This window comes from Micromonospora sp. AMSO12t, assembly GCF_008806585.1.
Taxonomy (GTDB): Bacteria; Actinomycetota; Actinomycetes; order Mycobacteriales; family Micromonosporaceae; genus Micromonospora; species Micromonospora reichwaldensis.
Map to the genome: position 1 here is coordinate 14,321 of NZ_WAAS01000046.1, position 21,534 is coordinate 35,854.

General features: G+C 74.4%; 20 protein-coding genes. 13 read left to right on the plus strand and 7 right to left on the minus strand.

The features are described from left to right. Nucleotides 1-54 precede the first annotated feature (54 nt). Nucleotides 55-843, minus strand: coding sequence for a class I SAM-dependent methyltransferase (locus F6X68_RS10045; RefSeq protein ID WP_151454000.1), 789 nt, complete (start codon nt 841-843; stop codon nt 55-57). 163 nt (nt 844-1,006) lie between these two features. On the opposite strand from F6X68_RS10045, the gene coaD reads away from it, so the two are divergent. Next, a complete protein-coding gene (gene coaD, locus F6X68_RS10050; RefSeq protein ID WP_151454001.1) occupies nt 1,007-1,429 on the plus strand; it encodes a pantetheine-phosphate adenylyltransferase in 423 nt (140 codons plus the stop codon). Between the two features lie 64 nt (nt 1,430-1,493). On the opposite strand, the gene F6X68_RS10055 is transcribed toward coaD, so the two are convergent. Further along, the gene (locus F6X68_RS10055) at nt 1,494-2,000 is read right to left on the minus strand and encodes a glyoxalase/bleomycin resistance/extradiol dioxygenase family protein (RefSeq protein ID WP_132240483.1); all 507 of its coding nucleotides are present in this window, start codon (nt 1,998-2,000) and stop codon (nt 1,494-1,496) included. A gap of 25 nt (nt 2,001-2,025) precedes the next feature. On the opposite strand from F6X68_RS10055, the gene F6X68_RS10060 reads away from it, so the two are divergent. From F6X68_RS10060 to F6X68_RS10080, 5 genes are all read left to right on the plus strand, one after another. Continuing rightward, nucleotides 2,026-2,868, plus strand: a complete 843-nt coding sequence (locus F6X68_RS10060) for a helix-turn-helix domain-containing protein (protein WP_151454002.1) — start codon at nt 2,026-2,028, stop codon at nt 2,866-2,868. A gap of 122 nt (nt 2,869-2,990) precedes the next feature. Continuing rightward, on the plus strand, nt 2,991-3,371 hold the full coding sequence (locus F6X68_RS10065; RefSeq protein ID WP_151454003.1) for a hypothetical protein: 381 nt from the start codon (nt 2,991-2,993) through the stop codon (nt 3,369-3,371). Between the two features lie 71 nt (nt 3,372-3,442). After that, nucleotides 3,443-3,895 (plus strand): hypothetical protein, encoded by a 453-nt coding sequence (locus F6X68_RS10070; RefSeq protein ID WP_151454004.1) that lies wholly within the window; start codon nt 3,443-3,445, stop codon nt 3,893-3,895. 15 nt (nt 3,896-3,910) lie between these two features. After that, a complete protein-coding gene (locus F6X68_RS10075; RefSeq protein WP_151454005.1) occupies nt 3,911-4,345 on the plus strand; it encodes a hypothetical protein in 435 nt (144 codons plus the stop codon). Between the two features lie 210 nt (nt 4,346-4,555). Next, entirely contained in the window at nt 4,556-5,719 is a 1,164-nt protein-coding gene (locus F6X68_RS10080; RefSeq protein WP_151454006.1) for a serine hydrolase, read from the plus strand. 5 nt (nt 5,720-5,724) lie between these two features. Here the strand turns inward: F6X68_RS10080 and F6X68_RS10085 are convergent, their stop codons facing one another. From F6X68_RS10085 to F6X68_RS10095, 3 genes are all read right to left on the minus strand, one after another. Beyond that, complete coding sequence (locus F6X68_RS10085) at nt 5,725-6,765, minus strand: DUF4192 domain-containing protein (protein WP_151454007.1); 1,041 nt, start codon at nt 6,763-6,765, stop codon at nt 5,725-5,727. Nucleotides 6,766-6,863: 98 nt separating this feature from the next. After that, the gene (locus tag F6X68_RS10090) at nt 6,864-9,554 is read right to left on the minus strand and encodes an AAA family ATPase (RefSeq protein WP_151454008.1); all 2,691 of its coding nucleotides are present in this window, start codon (nt 9,552-9,554) and stop codon (nt 6,864-6,866) included. A gap of 77 nt (nt 9,555-9,631) precedes the next feature. Next, the gene (locus F6X68_RS10095) at nt 9,632-10,213 is read right to left on the minus strand and encodes an NADPH-dependent FMN reductase (protein ID WP_151454009.1); all 582 of its coding nucleotides are present in this window, start codon (nt 10,211-10,213) and stop codon (nt 9,632-9,634) included. Between the two features lie 167 nt (nt 10,214-10,380). Between F6X68_RS10095 and F6X68_RS10100 the strand changes: the two genes are divergently transcribed. The 6 genes from F6X68_RS10100 (at nt 10,381) to F6X68_RS10125 (ending at nt 18,759) form a co-directional block, all read left to right on the plus strand. Then, on the plus strand, nt 10,381-11,772 hold the full coding sequence (locus tag F6X68_RS10100; RefSeq protein WP_151454010.1) for an MFS transporter: 1,392 nt from the start codon (nt 10,381-10,383) through the stop codon (nt 11,770-11,772). 135 nt (nt 11,773-11,907) lie between these two features. Further along, entirely contained in the window at nt 11,908-12,822 is a 915-nt protein-coding gene (locus tag F6X68_RS10105; RefSeq protein ID WP_151454011.1) for a fructosamine kinase family protein, read from the plus strand. Next, nucleotides 12,819-13,832, plus strand: a complete 1,014-nt coding sequence (moaA, locus tag F6X68_RS10110; protein WP_151454012.1) for a GTP 3',8-cyclase MoaA — start codon at nt 12,819-12,821, stop codon at nt 13,830-13,832. The genes F6X68_RS10105 and moaA overlap by 4 nt, the downstream gene beginning before the upstream one ends. A 134-nt stretch (nt 13,833-13,966) precedes the next feature. Continuing rightward, nucleotides 13,967-14,206, plus strand: a complete 240-nt coding sequence (locus F6X68_RS10115) for a MoaD/ThiS family protein (RefSeq protein ID WP_151454019.1) — start codon at nt 13,967-13,969, stop codon at nt 14,204-14,206. A 13-nt stretch (nt 14,207-14,219) separates the two neighbouring features. Continuing rightward, the gene (locus F6X68_RS10120; protein WP_151454013.1) at nt 14,220-15,464 is read left to right on the plus strand and encodes a metallophosphoesterase; all 1,245 of its coding nucleotides are present in this window, start codon (nt 14,220-14,222) and stop codon (nt 15,462-15,464) included. Nucleotides 15,465-15,564: 100 nt separating this feature from the next. Continuing rightward, nucleotides 15,565-18,759, plus strand: coding sequence for a UvrD-helicase domain-containing protein (locus tag F6X68_RS10125; RefSeq protein ID WP_151454014.1), 3,195 nt, complete (start codon nt 15,565-15,567; stop codon nt 18,757-18,759). Nucleotides 18,760-18,894: 135 nt separating this feature from the next. On the opposite strand, the gene F6X68_RS10130 is transcribed toward F6X68_RS10125, so the two are convergent. Both F6X68_RS10130 and F6X68_RS10135 read right to left on the minus strand, forming a co-directional pair. Beyond that, the gene (locus F6X68_RS10130) at nt 18,895-19,623 is read right to left on the minus strand and encodes a prepilin peptidase (RefSeq protein WP_225852122.1); all 729 of its coding nucleotides are present in this window, start codon (nt 19,621-19,623) and stop codon (nt 18,895-18,897) included. Between the two features lie 9 nt (nt 19,624-19,632). Continuing rightward, on the minus strand, nt 19,633-20,661 hold the full coding sequence (locus F6X68_RS10135) for an EamA family transporter (protein WP_192581351.1): 1,029 nt from the start codon (nt 20,659-20,661) through the stop codon (nt 19,633-19,635). Nucleotides 20,662-20,888: 227 nt separating this feature from the next. Here F6X68_RS10135 and F6X68_RS10140 point away from each other — a divergent pair, with 227 nt between their 5' ends. Further along, nucleotides 20,889-21,431: a hypothetical protein gene (locus F6X68_RS10140; protein WP_192581353.1), complete on the plus strand. Its 543-nt coding sequence runs from the start codon at nt 20,889-20,891 to the stop codon at nt 21,429-21,431. Nucleotides 21,432-21,534: the final 103 nt, after the last annotated feature.

Consider the following 21,534-nt stretch of genomic DNA (forward strand, 5'->3'; position numbering starts at 1 on the left):
TCCGATGCCGGCGGGCCCTGGAGATGGAGGGCCTAGCTGGGCGAGGTGCGGCTCTCAGTCGGGCGTACCGAACTGGAGCCAGACGCGGACCCCCTCGGTGACCTCGTCGCGTCCACCGAGGGCGTCGCGCACCTCTGCGGCAAACGTGGCTCGTCCCTGCGTGGAAGGCAGCTGGTCGGCCGACAGGGCGGAGAAGACGCCGCCGACCATGTCATCGACGGTGAGCGGTGCGTCGTACCGCACCGACGACTCCGCGTACCGGTAGCCGGCGCGAACGAGGGCGTCCTGGTTGCGTAGGCGGCCGGCGTCGTCGGTTTGGCAGGCAGCTGTGACGGGGTGCCCGAGCAGCCGTTCCAGGCAATCGCGCAGTGCCCTGGACCAGTCGGCGTCCTGGAGCCACAGCGGCGCTCCGTTGGTGACGACGGCGACGCCACCGCCGGGACGCAGCAGCGGCCGGGCGGCCCTGAACAGCGCGTCGCGGTCCATGAAGTGGATGGCGACGGCGGCGGTCAGCGCGCCGATCGTCCGTCCGCCGAGTAGCCGACCCAGTGCGGGCAGGTCGTTGTCAGTGCCGAGCATCCACAAGGCGTTGACCGTTGCGGCGTCGAGGGCGGCCTGGCGGGCCAGAACCAGCATGTCCGGCTCCGGGTCCACGCCGATGACGGTCCCGACCCGGGCGGCGAGCGGAAGGCTCAACTGGCCGGTGCCGCAGCCGAGGTCGACCACCGCGTCCTCGGCGCTGAGGCCGAACGCTCCCACGAGGGCATCGAGCACCTCGGGCGGGTAACCACGCCGGTGCCTCGCGTAGTACGTCGCCACCTCACCGCTGAAGCTCGCTCTCATCTCGACAGCCTGCCGGGGAAGCAGACCGGGAAGCGAGCGATTCTGCTCAGGGCATGGCCAGGGTGTCGCTGCTTGCGTCGGGCAGGGCGAGTCCCTGTGGCTGTGACGTACCGCCCACGGCGAGGGGCGAGCGGATCCGACAGCCGATACCTACAGTCGGGCCATGAGCACCGGCAGAGGCGTGCGGGCGGTCTACCCCGGCAGCTTCGATCCCTTCACTCCCGGGCATTTGGATGTGGTGGACCGGGCACGCCGCCTCTTCGACGAAGTGGTCGTGCTCGTGGCGGTCAACAGCCTCAAGAATCCGTGCACCGACGAAGAGGCGCGAGCGGCCGCTGTCCGGGCCATTCTGCCGGTCGAATGGACCTCCGTGAGCGTTGCGGCCTGGAGCGGGTTGACCTCCGACTACTGCCGTCGCCACGAAGCAGGGGTGATCGTCCGCGGCTTGCGGAACACCACGGACCTGCAGAGCGAGTACCGGCTCGCCGCGATGAACGAGTCGCTCGGTGTCCCCACGGTGTTCCTGCCTGCGCAGCCCGAACTGGCCGCGGTGTCCTCGACTGCGGTACGCACGCTGGGAAAGTGACCTTCGTTCACGCAGCCGCGGACGGCTGGGCATCACGCGAGCGGCCGGCGCTGTCGCCCCCGTGTCAGCTCGCCTGGTTCTGCTGCTCGGCCCATTCGGCGACCCGTCGCGCGCTCTCCTTCTCGGAGAGGTCCTCCACCCGGGTCATGACCGACCACCGTACGCCGAAGGGGTCCCTGATGCTGGCGAACCGGTCGCCGGACACGAACGTGGACGGCGCCTCACGGACGACGGCGCCGGCCGCCTCGGCCCGGGCGACGACGGCGTCCACGTCGGGGCAGTAGAGGCCCATCGAGTAGCAGTCCTGGTCCCCTTCGGGGGCCGCGACGAGCCCGTAGTCGGGCATCGGCTCGCCGAGTTGCAGCAGCCCGTGGCCGAAGTCGAGGACGGCGTGGGCCACGACCCCGCCCATCTCGGTCACGTCGACCACCCGGGCACCGAAGATCTCCCGGTAGAAGTCGATGGCGCCGCGCGCGTCGGGGATCGCCAGAAAGGGGGTCAGGCTGGTGGCGCCGTGCGGCGTACCGTTCGTGGTGTGCTCACCGTCGGCGGCTCGGGTCGTTGCAGTCATGTGACCGATCGTAGGAACGGCGGGCGTGGGCCGGCTTGAAGATTCGCGCCAGGTTCCCGACCCGGGTGGGGCGAGCCCACGGGGTGTCCTCTATCCGGCGCGGCTGCCCACGTTCGACCGGCTCCCGCCGCCGGACGCGGTGCGGCTGCTGGTGCGGTGGTTCTGGATCCCGGAGTGGCAGATCCAGCCGGGGCGGTCCTCCCGGCAGCACCTGATCGCCTTCCCCGCCTGCAACCTCGTCGTCGAACCGGACGCGGTCGGCATCTCCGGGCCGACGACCGGCAGTTCGCACCGTGACCTGACCGGAACGGGCTGGGCCGTCGGCGCCCTGCTGCGGCCGGCGGCCGTACCCCACCTCGTCGCGGATCCGGCGGCCCTGCGGGACCGCTACGAGGCCGTGGACCTGCCCGACCTGCACGCGCGGGTGCACCGCGAGATGACCCGGCCGGGCGACCGGCGGACCCGGCACCGCCGGGCCGTCGACGCCTTCGCGGGGTGGCTCAGCGAGGCGATCCCACCGCCGAACGACGAGGCGCTGCTGGCCAACGCGATGGCCGAGGCCATCGACACGGATCCGGCGATCCGGACGGTCGAGGATGCCGCCGTACGCGTACGTCTGTCCACCCGCTCGTTGCAGCGGCTCGCGGCACGGTACGTCGGGCTGCCGCCGTCGACGATGATCCGTCGGCGTCGACTACAGGAGGCGGCCGAACGCCTGCGTACCGACCCGGACACGACCCTGGCCGCGGTCGCGGCCGACCTCGGCTACAGCGACCACGCCCACCTCGCCAACGAGTTCCGGTCGGTGCTCGGCCTCTCCCTGAACAGTTACCGGCAGCGGGTCACGGGCGAGGAGGACGGGTCGTAGGTTCGCCGTAAACTCTCGCGGTATTCGCCCCTAAACTTCCGCGGTACACGTCCGTGGACCTTCGCGGTATTTCTGCCAACTGTGCTTGTTGGACGATCGAAGGCCATGGTCCACTACGCGCCATGCGCAGATTGTTGGCTTCGATCTTCGTCCTCGTTTCGGGTGCCGCTGGCGTTGTCGCCGGGACGCCCACGGCTTCCGCCGCCTGCAGTTATCCGTGGTCCAATCCGAGCAATTGGACAGCCGTAACCGTCGGCGACGACGTCAACTATCGCAGCGGCCCGTGGCGTAGTTGCAGTTCGAACGGCACCTGGAACAGCGGATCTGACGTCTATCTGCACTGTTACCGAGTCGGTGAGAAGATCACCGCCCACGGGGTCACGAGCCCGCTCTGGTGGCACGTACGTAAGGCCGGCACCCAGCAGCAGGGCTACATCTCCGAATCCTTCCTGCGCAGCAACGGTTGGATCCTGCCGCACCCGCCCGCTTCCCACCAATGCTGACCTGATCCGCACAAGAGCACTCTGCGGTCGCCCAAGGGAGATCGCTCGATTCCCATGGAAAGGGAGCCCTGATGAAACCAGTACGACTACTGCTGGCAGTTGCCGTGGGGCTGGCCGTGTCGACGGCGGTCGTCGCCAGCCCGGCTGCCGCAGCCGACTGCGACATCCTGTTCGGCAAGTGCTGGACGCTGTACCACAGCGACGGGGATGTCGTCGGTGCGCACGCCGACGGATACACCACCACCCAGTGCGACGGCCTTGGTCGGGTGTGCGTGTTCGGCACCTTGGAGGACACCAAGAGCGATGGGAAGTCCGCCTGCCTGGAGTTCTTCGCGACCTACTCGGACGGCGGCACCCGCAGGGAGTACGACCGGGTGGGCGGCTACGGCAACAGCAAGAGCCTGGGCAGCGCCGGATATTACAGCTTTGCCAGCAACGTAAGCACGATCAAGGCCCGCGAGGGCATCACGAACAGCAGCGGGACGTGCGTCTACGCGTCCGGCTACAAGTCACTGGCCTTCTAGCCGGAAAGGCGATCAATGCGCATCACGGGCCGTAGGTTCACCATCTGTGCGGCGACGACCGCAGCCGTCCTCGCTTTCACGGCATCGCCGGCGTTGGCCGTCGCCAACTGGTCGCTCTACCACACCAACGGAGATGTGGCGGGGGCGCACGCGGCGGGGTCTGTCGGCGTCGAGGACGGACGCGTCATTCTGCGCGGCACGCTGGAGGACACCGCCGCCGACGGCTACTCGGCCTGCCTGCAGACCGAGGCCTACTACAGCTACTCCTCGAATCCGGGCCGCGCCGAGATCGACTACATGAGCAAAGGAAGCGGCAAGAGCGCTCCGATCGGTGCGGGCCACTACAGTTTCGCCATCAACGTGACCAAGATCCGCGCCCGCGAGGGCCTGGGCAAGAACGGTTCCTGCTTCGCCTGGGCCACCGGGTGGACCACGATCTACGCGGGCTGAGCCGGGTCGCAACAGGACGTCGCCGGGCCTGACCTGCCGCAGGCTCGCCCGGCCAGCCACGTTGCGCCGACGCGTGTGGAGGTGGGGAAGGGGGCCGGCCGGCCCCCTTCCTGGCGGGGTTCTCCCCGGTCTTCCGGTCCGGGTGCGCCAGGGGAATCTCCCCGATGCCCCGGCCGGCACCGGGAGACAAGGCTCGATGTCATGAGAATCATGAACAGCCGGACCGCCCTCGTGGCGACGGCGCTCGCCACCGTGCTGAGCGTCGTGGCCCCCGGCGCGGTCACCGCCGCACCCCCGGCCCGTTCCGCCGCCGACTGCCGCCCCGGCACCCTCGACCCCGGCCCACTCCGGCAGGCGATCGCCGGACTACCCAACGCCGACGCCACCAGCGCCCAGGTCCGGATCACCACCCCGGACGGCTGCTGGACCGGCGCCACCGGCGTCCGGGACCTGCGCAGTCAGGCCCCCGTGCCGCCGCACGCACGCTTCCGGATCGGCAGCGTCACCAAGGTCTTCACCGCCGCACTGGTGCTGCAACTGGTCGCCGAGGGCCGCATCGACCTGGCCGACCCGGTCCAGCGTCACCTGCCCGGGCTGCTGCCCGCCGACTACCCGACCGTCACCGTCCGTCAGCTGCTCGACCACACCAACGGCATCCCCAGCCCGACCATGCCGGACGGCATCGAGTGGCAGCTCGCCCACCGGTACGACCGGTGGGCCCCGGAGCAGATCGTGCGACTCGGCCTGCGTAACCCCCGGAAGTTCGAGCCCGGGACGAAGCAGCACTACACCAACATGGGCTACATCGTCGCCGGCCTGCTGGTGGAGAAGGTCACCGGCCACCCGTACGCGCGGGAGCTGGACCGGCGGATCGCCCGCCCGCTCCATCTGCGGGACACGTACGCCCCCGGCGACGACCCGCGCATCCTCGGTCCGCACGCACGCGGGTACCAGGCCGTCGTACGCGACGGGGCCACCGAACTGGTGGACGCCACGACGTGGAGCCAGACCTTCACGCCGGCTTCCGGCAACGTCATCTCCAGCCTCGCCGACCTGGACACGTTCGTCGCCGCGCTCTTCGCCGGCCGGGTCGTGCCGCCGGCCCAGTTGGCCGAGATGTTCACCCTGCCCGCAGTCTCCGACGTCGCCGGTGGTCCGGCCCGGTACAGCGCCGGGCTCACCGCGTTCCCGCTGCCCGGAGGCGAGGTCCTGTGGATCAAGACGGGCTCCCGGTTCGGCTACCTGACCGGCGTGGCGGCCACCCGCGACGGCCGGTTCAGGATGCAGTACTCGATCACCGCGACCGACGCCAAGGGTGAGGAGCTCAGCCGTACCGCTCAGGCCGTCATCGGCGCCGCGCTCGGGATGCTCTGACGGGGTCAGCGGGGGCCGCGCCGGCTGCGCCGGCGGCGTAGCACTCCGGGCGATCCCACCGCCGGCCAGCCGTCCAGCTCCGACGGCGGAACGCCCCGGCGCAGCAGGTCGTCGAGGAGCAGCGCCATCGAGTGGCCGGGATGCTCGGCCAGGGCCCGTTCCAGGGCCACGGCCGCCAGCGCGCCCTGCCCCGCCCGCCAGGCCGCGAACGCCAGCAGCGCGGCCGGCACGGCGATCAGCTCCGGCTCGGCCCGGCGCAGCACGTCGGTCCAGAGCGCGATGTCCTCGTCCCGCCCGTCGGTGCGCTCCCAGGCGTGGTCGCGGACGGGCACGTGGGTCAGCAGCACGCTCAGCCAGGCGACCTCGTCGTCGGTGAGCCGCTGACCCCGCCGGTGCCGACGCAGCGTGGTGCGTACCGCCGCCGCTCCCGCGGAGCGCAGCGTCCGCTCGCCGCGCGGGTCGGTCGCGGGCGCCCGGTCGAGCAGGTCCGCGAGGCGTCGCTCGGCGCGGGCGGTGGCCCGGCGTACGGCCGAACGGGCCTGACCGGTCACCGGGGCGACCTGCGCGACCAGGGCGGCCCGGTCGGGCAGGGCGACCTGGCCGGCGAAGACGGCCGCCGCGCTGACCTCGCTGGCGCCGACGTCGTAGGGGGTGCCGTCGGGCGGGCAGCACGCCGGCTCGGTGCAGAGGTACGACCAGTAGCGGCCCTCGGTGACGCGCAGGGCGTCGAGCACGGGGAGCCCGGCGGCGGTGAGCGCGGCGCGCACGGCGTCGACCGCCGGGGTGACCAGCGGCGCCGGGCCGTAGCCGAGGACCGTGGCGGTCTCGGCGTGCTGCCGGGCCACGACGCCGGCGAGGTGCCCGGCGGGGTCGCGCGGATCGGCGAGGTCGGGCAGGTCCGCGCGGGCGGCGAAGGTGATCCGGCGGCCCCGCATCGCCACCACGACGACGCTGTCGGTCGGGTGGAAGCCGAGCAGGAAGGGCACGGCGGCGATCAGGTCGGCGGGGGAACGGACGGCGAGCCGGGGGCGGTCGGTCGGGGTCATGACGGGCAGCCTGCAACGCAGTCGACACCGTCAGTGACCCCTGTGGACGACATGCGGGTTATCCACAGTCACGGAACGTGTTTCCCCAGCTCGGAGGCTTACGCCTCGACGCGGGCGGGGTGATCGGGCCGGGCCGCCACCAGGGATGCCAGCTCGCTGCGGGAGCCGACGCCCAGCTTGGGATACGCCTTGTAGAGGTGGTAGCCGACCGTCCGGGGGCTCAGGAAGAGCTGCGCGCCGATCTCCCGGTTGCTCAGCCCGCGGGCCGCCAACTGCACCACCTGGTGTTCCTGCGGGGTCAACCGCTGCACGACGCCCGGGTCGGCGGCCCGCACGCTCTCCCCGGCGGCGCGCAGCTCGGCACGCGCCCGCGCGCTCCAGGGGTGGGCCTGGAGCCGGTCGAAGATCTCCAGCGCCGAGTGCAGCACGATCCGGGCCTCGCTGATCCGGCGTGCCCGGCGCAGCCACTCGCCGTACAGCAGCTCCGTGCGGGCCTGCTCGAACGGGGTGCCGCCCTCCCGGTGCAGGGCCACCGCCCGGGCGTACTGGCCGTCGGCGTTGCCGTCCAGCAGCGCCTGGCAGCGCAGCGCGACCGCCCCCGTCCACGGCTGACGGACGCGGCCGGCCCATTCGGCGTACTGCCGGGCGGCGGCCAGCCCGTCCTCCCGCCGGTCCACCCGGATCGCGGCCTCCACCAGGTCGGGAAGGCTGGCCATCGCGCCGCCCCGGTGCCGCGCGCCCAGCAGGCCGGAGAGTCGGCCGAAGGCCGCCTCGTACCGGCCGAGGCCCAGGTCGAGCAGGCTCAGCGCGCCGGCCGCGTGGACGTTGCCCGGCGTCACGCCCCGCGCGATCGGTGCCGCCGCAAGCTCGACGCACCGCTGTTCCTCACCCCGGATGGCGGCCAGGCCGGCGAGCACGGTGGTCAGGTAGACCGCGTGCCGGCGCTGCCCGGTGTCGGCGGCGATCCGCAGCCCCTCCGTCGCGTTGGCCTCCGCGTCGTCGTGCCGGCCCCGCATGAGCTGGGCGCGGGCGAGCAGCGGCAGCACCGAGGCCAGCAGGCCGGCGGCACCCTGCTGACGGGCCACGGCGGCCAGCCGCGCCGCGACGTCGTCCGCGCTCTCCAGGTCGGCCAGCATGATGTGCCACCACCCGATGTCGAGCAGTTCGAGGTGCCGGTCGCAGCCGGTCGTCTCCTCGACCAGGACCCGCAGCGGTGCGACGGCGGCGTCGGTGAGGGCGTTCTGCGCGGCGAACGCACGCGACAGCGCGGTGACCAGGTGGGCGCTGGGCACGCCGAGTTCCTCGGCCCGGGCGGCGGTGCGGTCCAGCGCGTCGAAGTCGCCCGCGTGGGCGGCCGCCCGGCCCGCGCGGAAGAGCAGGTGACCGGCCAGGCTCGGGTCGAGGGCGGCCACCGCCACGGCGGCCTCGGAGAGCAGGCGGTGGGCCTCCCTGGGACGGTCCACCGAGTCCAGCACCATGGCGCGGACCAGGGCGATGTCGGCCATTCGCACGGGATCGGTGACGTGGTCGGCGGCCTGGTCGGCCAGCGTCGCGGCCCGGTCCAGCTGGCCGGTGTCGGCCGCCGCCTCCGCCGCGACGGTCAGCCGCCGCCCGCGCCGGGCCCGGTCCGCGGTGAGCCCGGCGGCCCGTTCGTACATCGCCGAGACCACGGCGCTTCCCCGGGCCGACCCGCTCCGCGCGGCGGTCTCCAGGGCGGCCGCCGCCTCCTCGTCCGGCCCGGTCGCCATCGCCGACCGGTGCCAGGCGTACGAGCAGACGTCGCCCCGGGCCGCGTAGACCGCCGCGAGCGCCTCGTGCGCCGCCATCCGGCTGCCGGCCTCCACGGTGTCCCGCAGTGCCGAGAACACCAGCGGGTGACGGAACACCAGCCGGCCGTCCACCAGCCGCACGAGCTGTGCCTGCTCGGCGGGGGCCAGGTCGTCCCGGGTGCAGCCGAGGCGCTCGGCGGCCGGGAACACCACGGAGGCGTCGGCGGAGGACGCGTCGGCGGCGACGCCGAGCAGCCGCCGGGTCGCCTCGGGCAGCCGCCGCACCCGCTCGGCGAAGACCTCGTGGAGTCGCTGGTAGCGCGAGGACGGCAGCCGGCGCGGCATGCCGTCGACCGGCAACTCCAGCAGGGCGAGCGGATTGCCCTGCGCCTCGGTGAGCAGATCGGGCCGGAGGTGGCCGGGTACCGGCTCCGACCGCTGCGCCAGCACCTCGGCGGCGGCCGACTCGCCCAACGGCCCGACCGGCAGCTCCGGCAGACCGGCCGGGTCGAACGGGGACACCTCGTCGGTGCGGACCGCGACGATCACCGCGACCGGCTCGGCGTCGAGCCGTCGGACGGCGAAGAGCAGCGCCTGCGCCGAGGCCGGGTCGAGCCAGTGCGCGTCGTCGACCAGGCAGAGCAGCGGGCGTTCCTCGGCCAGCTCGGCCAGCAGGGTCAGCACGGCCAGCCCGACCAGGTAGCGGTCGACGTCGCCGCCGGCCTCCTGACCGAGCGCCACCCGCAACGCCCGGGCCTGCGGGGCGGGCAGGGCGTCGATCCGGTCGATCTCGCGGCCCAGGAGCAGGTGCAGCCCGGCGAACGGGAAGCCCGCCTCCGACTCGATGCCGTCGGTGCGCAGCACCCGCATGTCGTCGGCGCGGTCCGCGGCGTCGCCGAGCAGCGCAGACTTGCCGATGCCGGCCTCGCCCCGCAGGACGAGCACACCGCTGCGCCCGGCCCGCGCCTGCCGGAGCAGGGCGTCGATCCGGGCGGTCTCCTCGCTTCGGCCGTGTAGCACGGGGGTCAACGCTACGCGGCCACCGGGCCCGTCGACACGTACCGCGCGCTGTCCGGCAACGCTCTCCCGCGCGGACCTCAGGCCGCGTACGGGACGCGCTGGCGGGCCTCCCGCAGTGCCCGCCCCCACCAGCCGAGCTGGTCCAGGACGGTCTTGGCGGCGTTGTCGCAGCCCTGCGGTTCCACCGGCGCCCCCGCCTCGTCGAACCTGTCCCAGCAGCCGTGGAAGCTGACGGTGTCCCGCACCGTCGTCGCGTGCACCTCGGCGAAGACCGGGCGCAGATGCTCCACCGCGCGCAGCCCGCCGGAGACCCCGCCGTAGGAGACGAAGCCGACGGGCTTGGCGCGCCACTCGTCGCGGTACCAGTCGATCGCGGTCTTGATCGAGGCCGGGTAGCTGTGGTTGTACTCGGGTGTCACCACCACGAAGGCGTCGGCGGCGGCCAGCCGTGGCGCGAGCGCGTCCACCGCCGCCGGCTGCGGGGCGCCGAACGCGGTGAGCGTCGGCGGCAGGTCGACCTCGGCCAGGTCGACCACGTCGATCTCGAAGCCGTCGTGCCGGCGCGCCCGGTCGACGAACCAGTCGGCCACGACCGGGCCGAACCGGCCCGCCCGGGTGCTGCCGACGATGACGGCGAGCCGCAGCTTCTGCGTGGTCATGGTGCTCTCCCAGTGCGTTCGGGGTGGGTGTGCCGACCACGCTAGGCAGCCGGCGGGGCCCCGCCATCTGTCAACTGACCGGTCGACCGGCCCGGCCCGGCCCCGGTGGCCGGTACGGTCGTTCGACAGATGCCCGACGAGGGTTCGCGTCCCTACCGTCGGTGCCCATGACCACCGCACCCGCACCGCAGTCGTCGGCTCCGGCCGTCCGCACCCGCTGGGCCCCGGTCGTGGCGGTCGCCCTCGCCATGCTCGTGGCGACCTCCGAGATGAGCATGGCCGGCGTCGTACTGCCCTCGATCGGCGCCGACCTGGGCGCCGACCCGGCCGCCACGACCTGGGTGCTGCTCGCGTACGCGCTGCCGATGGCCGCTATCGCCATCCCGGCCGGCCGCTGGGCCGACCGGGCGGATCCCCGGCTGATCCTCGCCGTGTCCATGGCCGGTGTCGGGGTCACCAGCGTGCTCGCCGCCCTCGCCCCGGCGCTGTGGGTGCTGCTGGCCGTACGGCTGCTCCAGGGCGTCGCGGGCGGGCTCACCCTGGCGGTCTACCTGCCGGTCATCGCCGCGACCGTGCGGGCGGACCAGCGGGCCCGCGTGATCGGCGCGGTGGTGACGATCATGACCGTCGGCGGGATGGCCGGCACCTCGTCAGGCGGGCTGGTCGCCGGCGCCGTCGGTTGGCGCGCGGTGTTCCTGCTGAAGCTGCCTCTCGTCGCGGTCGCGCTCTGGCTGGGCCTGCGGGCGTTGCCCCGCGACGGCCGGGGGCTGCCCGCCCCGGGGCTGCCGCTGCTGCGCGAGGCGGTGCTGCTGGGCGGCACGGTCGCCGCGGTGCTCGTCGCCGTCGACGAGATCACGGCCCGGCCGGTGCTGGCCGCCGGGCTCGGCGCGCTGTCCGTGGGACTCGGCCTGACCTGGGCGCGGTTGCCCGCCTCACGGCCGGTCGTCGCGCTGGTCCGCGCCCGCCGTTTCGGGTTCACCACCCTCGGGCTGTTCCTGGTGTGCTTCAACGTCGCGGTGACGGTCTTCCTGCTGCCGTACTTCGTCGCCGACGTGCTGCACGAGGGCCCCGAGGTGGCCGGGATGCTGCTGCTGGTCCAGATCGGCGCCATGACGGTCACCTCGCCCGTCGCCGGCTGGCTCGCCGACCGGGTCGGCGCGCTGCCGACGGCGGCGACGGGCGCCGGGCTGACCGCCGGGGCCACGCTGCTGCCGGTCACCCTCTCCGCCGACGCCGGGCTGGTGCACCTCGGCTGGCAGGTCGCGCTGATCGGCGTCGGATTCGGCCTGTTCAACACCCCGGTCATCGCGGCGGTCATGGCGACGGCGCCCACCGGCTCGACCGGTGCCGCCGGCGGCGTCGGCGGCACCGTCCGGATGATCGCAACGACGCTCGCGCCGGCGGTCGCCGCGCTGTGCTGGACCGTCGCCGGGGGCGGGCTGGCCGGCTTCCGTACCGCCCTGGTGGTGCTCACGGCGATCCAGGCCGCCGGGGTGCTGGCGCTGCTGGCCGCCCGGGGGCGGCGCACCGCCCCCGGGCCCGCCCGCGCCGACGACTGAGGTCGCGCGATCCGGGGATGGGCGCCGACATGTGGTGACGGCGGTGCCACGCGACCGGGCGCAGCCGGCGGGCTGAGCCGCCGACACTGTGCGGCCGGCACCCGTACGGCCGGCGGGAGGGGTTACCTTGCGCAGATGGATCTGGCGTACCTGCGGGCGCACCCGGAGCACCTGCCGACCTTCCTGACCCACCAGCGGATCCGGGAGACGCCGGTCGCCGGCGGCGACATCTGTGCCGCGTCCCGGCTGACGCTGGACGACGGGCACTCGGTGTTCGCCAAGACCTGGCCGGAGGCCGCCGGAAGGCCCGCGCCGGAGGGCTTCTTCGCCGCCGAGGCGGCCGGCCTGCGCTGGCTGCGCGAGGCCGGGACGGTCGCCGTACCGGAGGTGGTGGTGGCGCTGCCCGGGCTGCTGGCGCTGGAGTGGATCGAGCCCGGCGAGCCGACGCCCGAGGTGGCCGAGCGGTTCGGTCGGGAGCTGGCCGGGCTGCACCGGGCCGGGGCGTCGGCCTTCGGGGCCGGGTGGAACGGCTTCATCGGGGCGCTCCCGGCGGACAACACGCCCGATGACGGCCCCTGGTCGGGTTGGTTCGCGCGGGCCCGGCTCGTCCCGTACCTCCGGATGTCGGTCGACGGCGGCGCGCTCACCGGCGCCGAGGCCGGTCTGGTCGAGCAGGTCGTCGAGCGGATCGGCGAGTTCGGCGGTGACGAGCCGCCGGCCCGGATCCACGGGGACCTCTGGCCGGGCAACGTGCTCTGGGGCGCGGACGACCGGGTCTGGCTGGTCGACCCGGCGGCGCACGGCGGTCACCGCGAGACCGATCTGGCGCAGTTGGCCCTCTTCGGCGGCGCGCCGCACCTCGACCGGATCCTCGCCGCGTACGCGGAGCAGTGGCCGTTGGCCGACGGGTGGCGGGAGCGGGTGCCGCTGCACCAGCTCCATCTGATGCTGGTGCACACCGCACTGTTCGGCGCGGCGTATCGGGATGCGGTCGCCCGTACCGCCCGGTCGGCCCTGGCCGGGCTCGGGCGCGCTACCGTCGACGGGTGACCGCCGCCCCGCCGACCGACGGCGCCCTCGCCGACCGGTACGGCCGCGTCGCCCGGGACCTGCGGGTCTCCCTCACCGACAAGTGCAACCTGCGCTGCACCTACTGCATGCCGGCCGAAGGGCTGGCCTGGCTGCCCGGCCCGCAACTGCTCGACGACGACGAGATCGTCCGGCTGGTCGGGGTCGCGGTGCGCCTGCTCGGCGTGACCGAGGTCCGGTTCACCGGCGGGGAGCCGCTGATCCGGCCCGGCCTGGCCGACATCGTGGCCGCCGTGGCGGCGCTGGAGCCGCGCCCCCGCATCTCGCTCACCACCAACGGCATCGGGCTGGACCGGCTCGCCCCCGGGCTGCGCACCGCCGGGCTGGACCGGGTGAACGTGTCGTTGGACACGCTGGATCCGGAGCGGTTCGTCCGGCTGACCCGCCGCCCGCGCCTGGCGGACGTGCTGGCCGGGCTGGCCGGGGCCGCCGAGGCCGGACTCACCCCCGTGAAGATCAATTCGGTGCTGATGCGGGGCATCAACGACGACGAGGCGCCCCGACTGCTCCGCTTCGCCCTCGACCACGGCTACGAGCTGCGGTTCATCGAGCAGATGCCGCTGGACGCCCAGCACGGCTGGGACCGGGCCACCATGGTCACCGCCGACGGGATCCTGGCCGCCCTGCGCGGGGAGTTCGACCTGGTCCCCGACCCGGCGGAGCGTGGCGCGGCACCGGCCGAGACCTGGCTGGTCGACGGCGGCCCCGCCCGGGTCGGCGTGATCGCCAGCGTCACCCGGCCGTTCTGCGGCGACTGCGACCGCACCCGGCTCACCGCCGACGGGCAGGTGCGCGCCTGCCTCTTCGCCACCGAGGAGTCCGACCTGCGCGGCGCCCTGCGGGCCGGGGCGGACGACGACGAGCTGGCCCGGCGCTGGCGGGCCGCGATGTGGGGCAAGCGGGCCGGGCACGGCATCGACGACCCGGCCTTCCTCCAGCCCGCCCGGCCGATGTCCGCGATCGGAGGCTGACCGTGGCAGAACCGACGCGCCCGGCTGACACCGGACCACCGGCCCAGGCACGCCCGGCTGACCCCGGGCCACCCGCCCAGGCACGCGCGACGGTCAACGGGCCGCCCGCCCAGGCCGCCGACGCCGGGGCGCCGGTGACCGTCCGCTACTTCGCCGGGGCGCGGGCCGCCGCCGGCCGGACCGAGGAGACCGCATCCGCCGGGCGGTCCCTGGACGAACTCGTCGTGGAGCTGACCGCCCGGCACGGTGAGCGGCTCGCCGTCGTCCTGAAGGCGGCGAGTTTCCTGGTCGACGGCGTGACCTGTCATGATCGGCGGGCACCGCTACCGGCCGGGGCCACGATCGACGTCCTGCCGCCCTTCGCGGGCGGCTGAGGGAGGCGCACACATGCTGGCGGCACTGGCGTTCGTCGCCACCATCGCGCTGGTCACCGGCCTGATCCACCTCTACCTGTGGAAGCGCCTGGTGCGGGACACCACTGCCCCGGGCCGGTGGCGGCGGATCGGCGGGATCACCGCCCTGGTGCTCGCGCTGCTCGTACCGGCGACCATGGCCGGCACCCAGGCGGGCCTCTACTGGCTCGCGTGGCCGGGCTACCTCTGGCTCGCCGTCATGTTCTACCTGCTGGTCCTGCTCGTGGCGCTGGAAGTGCCGATGGCGGTGGCGAAGCTCGTGCTGCGCCGCCGGGTCGCCGCCGCGGAGCCCACCGCCGCCGCGCCCGAGCCCGCCATGGTCGGCGCGGCGGGTCCGGCGGACCCGCCGGCCGCCGCTGCCGTCGCGCAGCCCGACCACGACCCTTCCCGCCGGTTGCTGCTCGCCCGCGGGACGGCGATCTTCGCCGGGCTCACCGCCACCGGCCTCACCGGGTACGGCATCCGCACCGCCCTCGGCCCGCCGCAGCTCGACCGGGTGCAGATCCCGCTGGCCAAGCTCCCCCGCAGCATGGACGGCCTGCGGATCGCCACGGTCTCCGACATCCACCTCGGTCCGCTGCGCGGACGGGCGCACACCGAGCGGATCGTCGCCGCGATCAACCGCCTGGACGCCGACATCGTCGCCGTCGTCGGCGACCTGGTCGACGGCTCGGTGGCCGAGCTGGGCGAGGCGGCCGAGCCGCTGCGCGGCCTGCGCTCCCGGCACGGCAGCTACTTCGTCACCGGCAACCACGAGTACTACTCCGGTGTCGAGGAGTGGGTGCAGGAACTGGACCGGCTCGGCCTGCGGGTCATGCAGAACGAGCGGACGGAGATCCAGGCCCGGGGCGGCGTGCTCGACCTGGCCGGGGTGAACGACGTCACCGCCGCCGGCACCGGTCTGGCGGCCCCGGCGGACTACGCGGCGGCGCTCGGCGACCGCGACCCGAACCGCCCGGTGGTGCTGCTCGCCCACCAGCCGGTCGCGGCGACGGAGGCGGCGAAGTTCGGCGTCGACCTCCAGCTCTCCGGGCACACCCACGGCGGCCAGATGGTCCCGTTCAACCTGTTGGTGAAGCTCCAGCAGCCGGTGGTCTCCGGCCTCGGCGAGGTGGACGGCACCAAGGTCTACGTCACCAACGGTGCCGGCTTCTGGGGCCCGCCGGTCCGCGTCGGCGCCGAGCCGCAGATCACCCTGGTGGAGCTGCGCTCCCGCTGACCCATAGCGCGGGCGGCCGGCGTTGTCCAGCACCGGATGCTCAGGTCACGGGTGTGCGTGGCGACGGGTGGGTAATGGCGCGGGCGTGACAGGATGCGGCGTGCCTCCGTTCAGTCCCGCACCCCCCGGCGGCGTCCCGCCGTTCGTCGCGGATCTGCACATCCACTCGAAGTACTCGCGCGCGTGCAGCCGCGACCTCACCCTGCCCAACCTCGGCTGGTGGGCGCGGCGCAAGGGCATCGGGGTGCTCGGCACCGGCGACTTCACCCACCCCGCCTGGTACGACCACCTCCGCGAGACGCTGCACCCAGCCGAGCCCGGCCTGCACCGGCTCAGCCCGGAGGCGGAGCGGGACATCGCCCGCCGGCTGCCGCCCCGGCTGGCGAGCGAGGCGGAGGCGGACCCGGTCAGGTTCATGCTCAGCGTGGAGATCTCCACGATCTACAAGCGGGACGACCGCACCCGCAAGGTGCACCACCTGATCTACCTGCCCGACCTGGACGCGGTGGCCCGGTTCAACACGGCGCTCGGGCGGATCGGCAACCTCGGCTCGGACGGCCGGCCGATCCTCGGCCTGGACTCCCGGGACCTGCTGGAGATCACCCTGGAGGCCAGCCCCGACGGCTACCTGGTGCCGGCGCACATCTGGACCCCGTGGTTCTCCGCGCTGGGCTCCAAGTCGGGCTTCGACGCGATCGCCGACTGCTACGCCGACCTGGCCGAGCACATCTTCGCCGTGGAGACCGGCCTCTCCTCCGACCCCGAGATGAACTGGCGCGTCGGCAGCCTGGACGGCTACCGGCTGGTGTCGAACTCCGACGCGCACTCGCCGCCGGCGCTGGCCCGGGAGGCGACCGTCTTCGCCACCGCCCGCGACTACTTCGCGATCCGGGACGCCCTGCGTACCGGTGACGGGCTCGCCGGGACCATCGAGTTCTTCCCCGAGGAGGGCAAGTACCACGGGGACGGGCACCGGCTCTGCGGGATCAACTGGCCGCCCGAGCGGACCCGGGCCGCCGACGGCCGCTGCCCGGAGTGCGGCAAGCCGCTGACCGTGGGCGTGCTCAGCCGGATCGAGGAGCTGGCTGACCGGCCGTCGGGGCACCGGCCCGCGCACGCCCCCGACGTCACCCACCTGGTGCCGCTGGCCGAGATCCTCGGCGAGATCAACAAGGTGGGCGCCCGGTCCAAGCGGGTCGAGGGGAAGCTCCACGAGCTGATCGCCGCCCTCGGCCCGGAGTTGGAGATCCTCACCAGCACGCCGCTCGACGAGATCGGCCGGGTCGGCGGGGAACTGCTCGCCGAGGGCATCGGCCGGCTGCGCCGGGGCGACGTCCGCCGGGTCCCCGGCTACGACGGCGAGTACGGCGTCATCACCCTCTTCGACCCGGCCGAGCTGGGCGGCAACGCCGGCGGGGCCCAGGAGACGCTCTTCGACGTACCCGTGCCGGCGCAGCGCACCCCGGCGGAGCCGGCGCCGAAGCCCCGGGCCAAGCGCCCGGCGGCGGCCAAGCCCGAACCGAAACGCAAGGCCGCGCCGGCCGCGCCCCCGCCCCCGATCGCGCCGACGCCCTCGCCGCACGAGCCGTTCGAGCCGATGCTCGCCGGTATGGAGGAGGTCGGCACCGGCCTGCTGGACCGCCTGGACGCCATGCAGCGGGTGGCCGCCTCCGCGCCGGGCGGGCCGCTGCTCATCGTCGCCGGACCGGGCACCGGCAAGACCCGGACCCTGACCCACCGGATCGCCTACCTCTGCGCGGAACTGAACGTCTTCCCGGAGCAGTGCCTGGCGATCACGTTCACCCGACGGGCCGCCGAGGAACTGCGGCACCGCCTCGACAGCCTGCTCGGCCCGGTCGCCGAGGACGTCACCGTCGGCACCTTCCACTCGCTGGGCCTGACCATCCTGCGGGAGAACGCCGACGCCGCCGGCCTGCCGACGGACTTCCGGATCGCCGACGACGCCCAGCGGGCGGAGGCCCGCGCCGAGGCCGGCGACGACGAGGCCGGCTACGCGGCGCTGCTGCGCAAGCAGGACCTGGTGGACCTGGACGAGCTGCTGACCCTGCCGGTCGCGCTGCTGAGGGCCGACAAGAAGTTGGTACGGCACTACCGGGAGCGCTGGCGCTGGATCTTCGTCGACGAGTACCAGGACGTCGACGAGGTGCAGTACGAGCTGCTGCGCCTGCTCAGCCCCGCCGACGGCAACCTCTGCGCGATCGGCGACCCGGACCAGGCGATCTACTCCTTCCGGGGTGCCGACGTCGGCTACTTCCTGCGCTTCTCGCAGGACTTCACCGACGCCCGGCTGGTCCGGCTGAACCGCAACTACCGCTCCTCGGCCCCCATCCTGGCCGCCGCCGTGCAGGCCATCGCGCCGTCGTCGCTGGTCCGTGGCCGCCGGCTCGACCCGGCCCGGCTCGACCCGGAGGCCCCGCTGGTGGGTCGCTACCCGGCGGCCTCCGTCTCCGACGAGGCCGACTTCGTCGTACGCACCATCGACGAGCTGGTCGGCGGCCTCTCCCACCGGTCGCTGGACTCGGGGCGGATCGACGGCCGGTCCACCTCGCTCTCGTTCTCGGACATCGCGGTGCTCTACCGCACCGACGCGCAGGCCGCACCGATCGTGGACGCGCTCGCGCGGGCGAACATCCCGGTGCAGAAGCGCTCGCACGACCGGCTGCGGGACCGGCCCGGGGTGTCCGCCATCGCCCGCGAGCTGCGCCACGCCGACGGGCTCGACGGCTCGCTGGCCGCCCGGGTCCGGCTGGCCGGGCAGGTGCTGGCGGAGCGCTTCGCGGTGCCCACGCTGGACGGTGCCGGCGCGGTACGCCCGGAGGACGTCCGCTCGGCCGTCGACCTGCTCACCCCGCTGGCCCGCCGCTGCGGCGACGACCTGCCGCTGTTCCTGTCCCAGCTCGCCACCGGGGCGGAGGTGGACGCGCTCGACCCGCGCGCCGAGGCGGTCACCCTGCTCACCCTGCACGCCGCCAAGGGGCTGGAGTTCCCGGTGGTCTTCCTGGTCGGCGCCGAGGACGGGCTGCTCCCGCTGCGCTGGCCCGGCAGCACCCCCGACGACGACGCAATCGCCGAGGAACGGCGGCTCTTCTTCGTCGGGCTGACCCGGGCCCAGGACCGGCTGTACGTGACCCACGCGGCCCGCCGCAGCCGGCACGGCACGGAACGCGAGTGCGCCCCGTCGCCGTTCCTCGACGTCATCGACCCGGGCCTCTTCGAGCGCTTCGGCGAGGCCGAACCCCGCCGCCCCCGCGACCGCCAGCTCCGCCTGATCTGAGCCACCCCGTCGGGCTGGCTGTGGGTCCTTCCGGCCGCGGGTGACCGGCTCAGGCGGTCAGGGCGGCCCGGTGTGCCCGTCCGTGCGGGGCGCGTCAGGCCGTCAGGCACCGGTGCGCCGGTCGGTGCGGCGGCCTCAGGCGGCCAGGGCGGCCAGCCAGGCGCCGGTGAGCAGGGCCGGGCCCAGCGGGAGCGGGGTGTCGCGACGCACCCTGCCGGACACCAGCAGGACGAGCACCAGCACACCGTGCAGCAGGTGCGGCAGGATCAGCCCGAGCGCCAGGGACGACCCGCCGAGCCAGCCGAGCGGCAGGCCCAGGACGGCGGCGAGCTTCACGTCGCCGAAGCCCAGCCGGGAGCCGGGCAGCACCGCCAGCACCACGTGGCAGGCGAAGCAGAGCGCCGCCCCCGCCACCGCGCCGAGCAGGCGCCCGGGGCTACCGGCCGTCGCCGCCGCGCCGGTCAGCCCGCCGGCGGCGACCAGCGCGGCGGCACCGACCAGCGGGTCGGGCAGCCGCAGGCAGGCCAGGTCGACCAGGGCGAGCACCAGCCCGACGGCGGCCAGCACGAGGAGGACCGGCAGGACCGGATCCGCCCCCAGGGCCGCCGCGAGCCCGGCGAAGGCGACCGCACCCGCCGTCGCGCCCCACCCGGCGGACGGCACCGCCCCGGCGACGCGCACCACGCCCGGCGCGGCCTCGACGACGCGCGGTGCGAGCGGGGCGGTGCCGGCGTCCCGCACCGCGTTCGGCGCCCCGGCGACGCGCGGTGCGAGCGGGGCGGTGAAGTGGCGGGCGACCCGGGGTGCGGCGAGGCCGGCCAGGGCGCCGAGCAGCGCCACGCATGCCAGCAGCCCGGTCGACACGGGCGGACGCTACCGGCGCGACGGCTCCGGCGCGGCCCCCCGGACGGGACGTCGGGGTCTCTCGGTGCTCACCACGAGGGCCACTCCGGCGACGATGACCGCGCCGCCGAGCACCACCCGCGCGGTGACCGGCTCGGCGGCGAACAACGCGCCGAGCGCCACCGCGACCACCGGGTTGACGTAGGCGTACGTGGAGGCCAGCGAGATCGGGGCGTGGTGCAGCAGCCAGACGTACGCGGTGAAGGCGACCAGCGAGCCGGCCACCATCAGGTACGCGAGCGCGAGCCACGACCGGGTGGTCACCGCGCCCAGGTCGAAGCCGCGCAGCTCGCCCCGGCCCACCGAGAGGAGGGCCAACGCCGCCGCCCCGGCGAACATCTCGTAGACGGTGGCGACGAACGGATCGGCGGGCATCCGGATCCGCCCGGAGAGGAAGGAGCCGACCGACCAGCAGGTGGCCGCCGCGACCACGGTCAGCGCCCCGGCGAGCGGCACGGCGTCCGCCCCGCCGGTCGGCAGCACCAGCAGCACCAGGCCGACGAAGCCCAGCGTCACCCCCGCCAGCGTCCACGACCGGGGCCGGTCGCCGGTGACCGTACGCAGCAGCACCACCAGCAGCGGAACGGTCGCCACCAGCAGGGCGGCGACCCCGGACGGCACCGCCACCCCCACCGGACCGGACTCGGCGAGCACCACCAACCCGTTGCCGCAGGCCAGCAGGAGGACCCCGACCAGCGCGGCCGAGGCGAGCTGTCGCCGGTCCACCCGCAGCGCGCCCCGCCCCCGCCGTGCCCGCAGCACGACCGCCAGCACCAGGCCGGCGGCGGCGAACCGGGCGGCCGCCGAGCCGAGCGGCGGCATGGACTCCACCACGATCTTGATGCCCAGGTAGGTGGAGCCCCACAGGACGTAGACCAGCAGCAGCGCGGTCCAGAGCAGGGCCGGCGTGGCAGCAGCCGGACGACCCGCCCCGGCGGCCGGGCCGGGCCGGGTACCTGCGTCGACGGGCGGCTGCGCACTCGGTGGAGGTGGGCTCATCGGTGGACACGCTACGGTGACGTCGGCGTCGGCGTCCCCGGTTGGTGGCCGGCCTCTCACCACTCGCACGGGAGGCGTGCATGGCGAACTACGGACCACCGGGTCGCGGCAACCCGGACCCGTGGCACGGGCGGTACCCCGACGAGTCGTACGGTCCGTCGGCCGGGTCTGCGGGGCAGGAGCCCTGGGCGGACGCGTACGGCCCGCCCACGCCGGGGCACGGCCCGGTGCCGTACGCCGCCCGGAGCGACGGCACCGCCGGCCCCTCCCCGTACGCGGAAGGTCCCGCCCCGCCACCGCGACGCCGGCGCGGGCGGGCGGCCCCGGTCGTCGCGGTGCTGGCCACGGTGACGTTGCTGGTGCTGGTCGGCGGGGCCGCGGTGCTCTACCTGCTCGACCAGGACGACAGGAAGCCCGTCGCCACGCCGAGCGGGCCCGCGCCCGCGGCCCGGACCGACCCGCCGGAATCCCCGGCGGGCGCGACGGCCGCCGCGCCGAGCACACCCGCCCCCGAGTCCTCCACCGATCCGCGCTTCGTCAAGGCCGGCCAGTGCGTCCGCAACGACGGGCCGGCCGGCGGCAAGCCCAAGCTGCTGATCAGCGAGTGCGCGCCGCAGACCTACGAGGTGCTGCGCCGGATCGACGGGGCGACCAGCGGCGAGAAGGACGCCGCGGCGAAGTGCGCCAAGGTTGACGGCTACACCAACTGGTACTTCTTCGACAGCGAGCTGGACACCCTCGACTTCGTGCTCTGCCTGAAGCAGCGCTGAGCCACCGCACCCCTGAGGAAGAGATGACGACCTACGGATCACCCGCACAGCCGGACGACCCCTACCAGCGCCCGCCCGGCACCCCGGGCGGGCGCTGGTAGGG

What these genes read in the sequence shown, in the direction of transcription:
- F6X68_RS10045 (WP_151454000.1), bottom strand. Translation starts at nt 843, where the DNA reads ATGAGAGCGAGCTTCAGCGGTGAGGTGGCGACGTACTACGCGAGGCAC.
- coaD (WP_151454001.1), top strand. Translation starts at nt 1,007, where the DNA reads ATGAGCACCGGCAGAGGCGTGCGGGCGGTCTACCCCGGCAGCTTCGAT.
- F6X68_RS10055 (WP_132240483.1), bottom strand. Translation starts at nt 2,000, where the DNA reads ATGACTGCAACGACCCGAGCCGCCGACGGTGAGCACACCACGAACGGT.
- F6X68_RS10065 (WP_151454003.1), top strand. Translation starts at nt 2,991, where the DNA reads ATGCGCAGATTGTTGGCTTCGATCTTCGTCCTCGTTTCGGGTGCCGCT.
- F6X68_RS10070 (WP_151454004.1), top strand. Translation starts at nt 3,443, where the DNA reads ATGAAACCAGTACGACTACTGCTGGCAGTTGCCGTGGGGCTGGCCGTG.
- F6X68_RS10075 (WP_151454005.1), top strand. Translation starts at nt 3,911, where the DNA reads ATGCGCATCACGGGCCGTAGGTTCACCATCTGTGCGGCGACGACCGCA.
- F6X68_RS10080 (WP_151454006.1), top strand. Translation starts at nt 4,556, where the DNA reads ATGAACAGCCGGACCGCCCTCGTGGCGACGGCGCTCGCCACCGTGCTG.
- F6X68_RS10085 (WP_151454007.1), bottom strand. Translation starts at nt 6,765, where the DNA reads ATGACCCCGACCGACCGCCCCCGGCTCGCCGTCCGTTCCCCCGCCGAC.
- F6X68_RS10095 (WP_151454009.1), bottom strand. Translation starts at nt 10,213, where the DNA reads ATGACCACGCAGAAGCTGCGGCTCGCCGTCATCGTCGGCAGCACCCGG.
- F6X68_RS10100 (WP_151454010.1), top strand. Translation starts at nt 10,381, where the DNA reads ATGACCACCGCACCCGCACCGCAGTCGTCGGCTCCGGCCGTCCGCACC.
- F6X68_RS10105 (WP_151454011.1), top strand. Translation starts at nt 11,908, where the DNA reads ATGGATCTGGCGTACCTGCGGGCGCACCCGGAGCACCTGCCGACCTTC.
- F6X68_RS10120 (WP_151454013.1), top strand. Translation starts at nt 14,220, where the DNA reads ATGCTGGCGGCACTGGCGTTCGTCGCCACCATCGCGCTGGTCACCGGC.
- F6X68_RS10135 (WP_192581351.1), bottom strand. Translation starts at nt 20,661, where the DNA reads ATGAGCCCACCTCCACCGAGTGCGCAGCCGCCCGTCGACGCAGGTACC.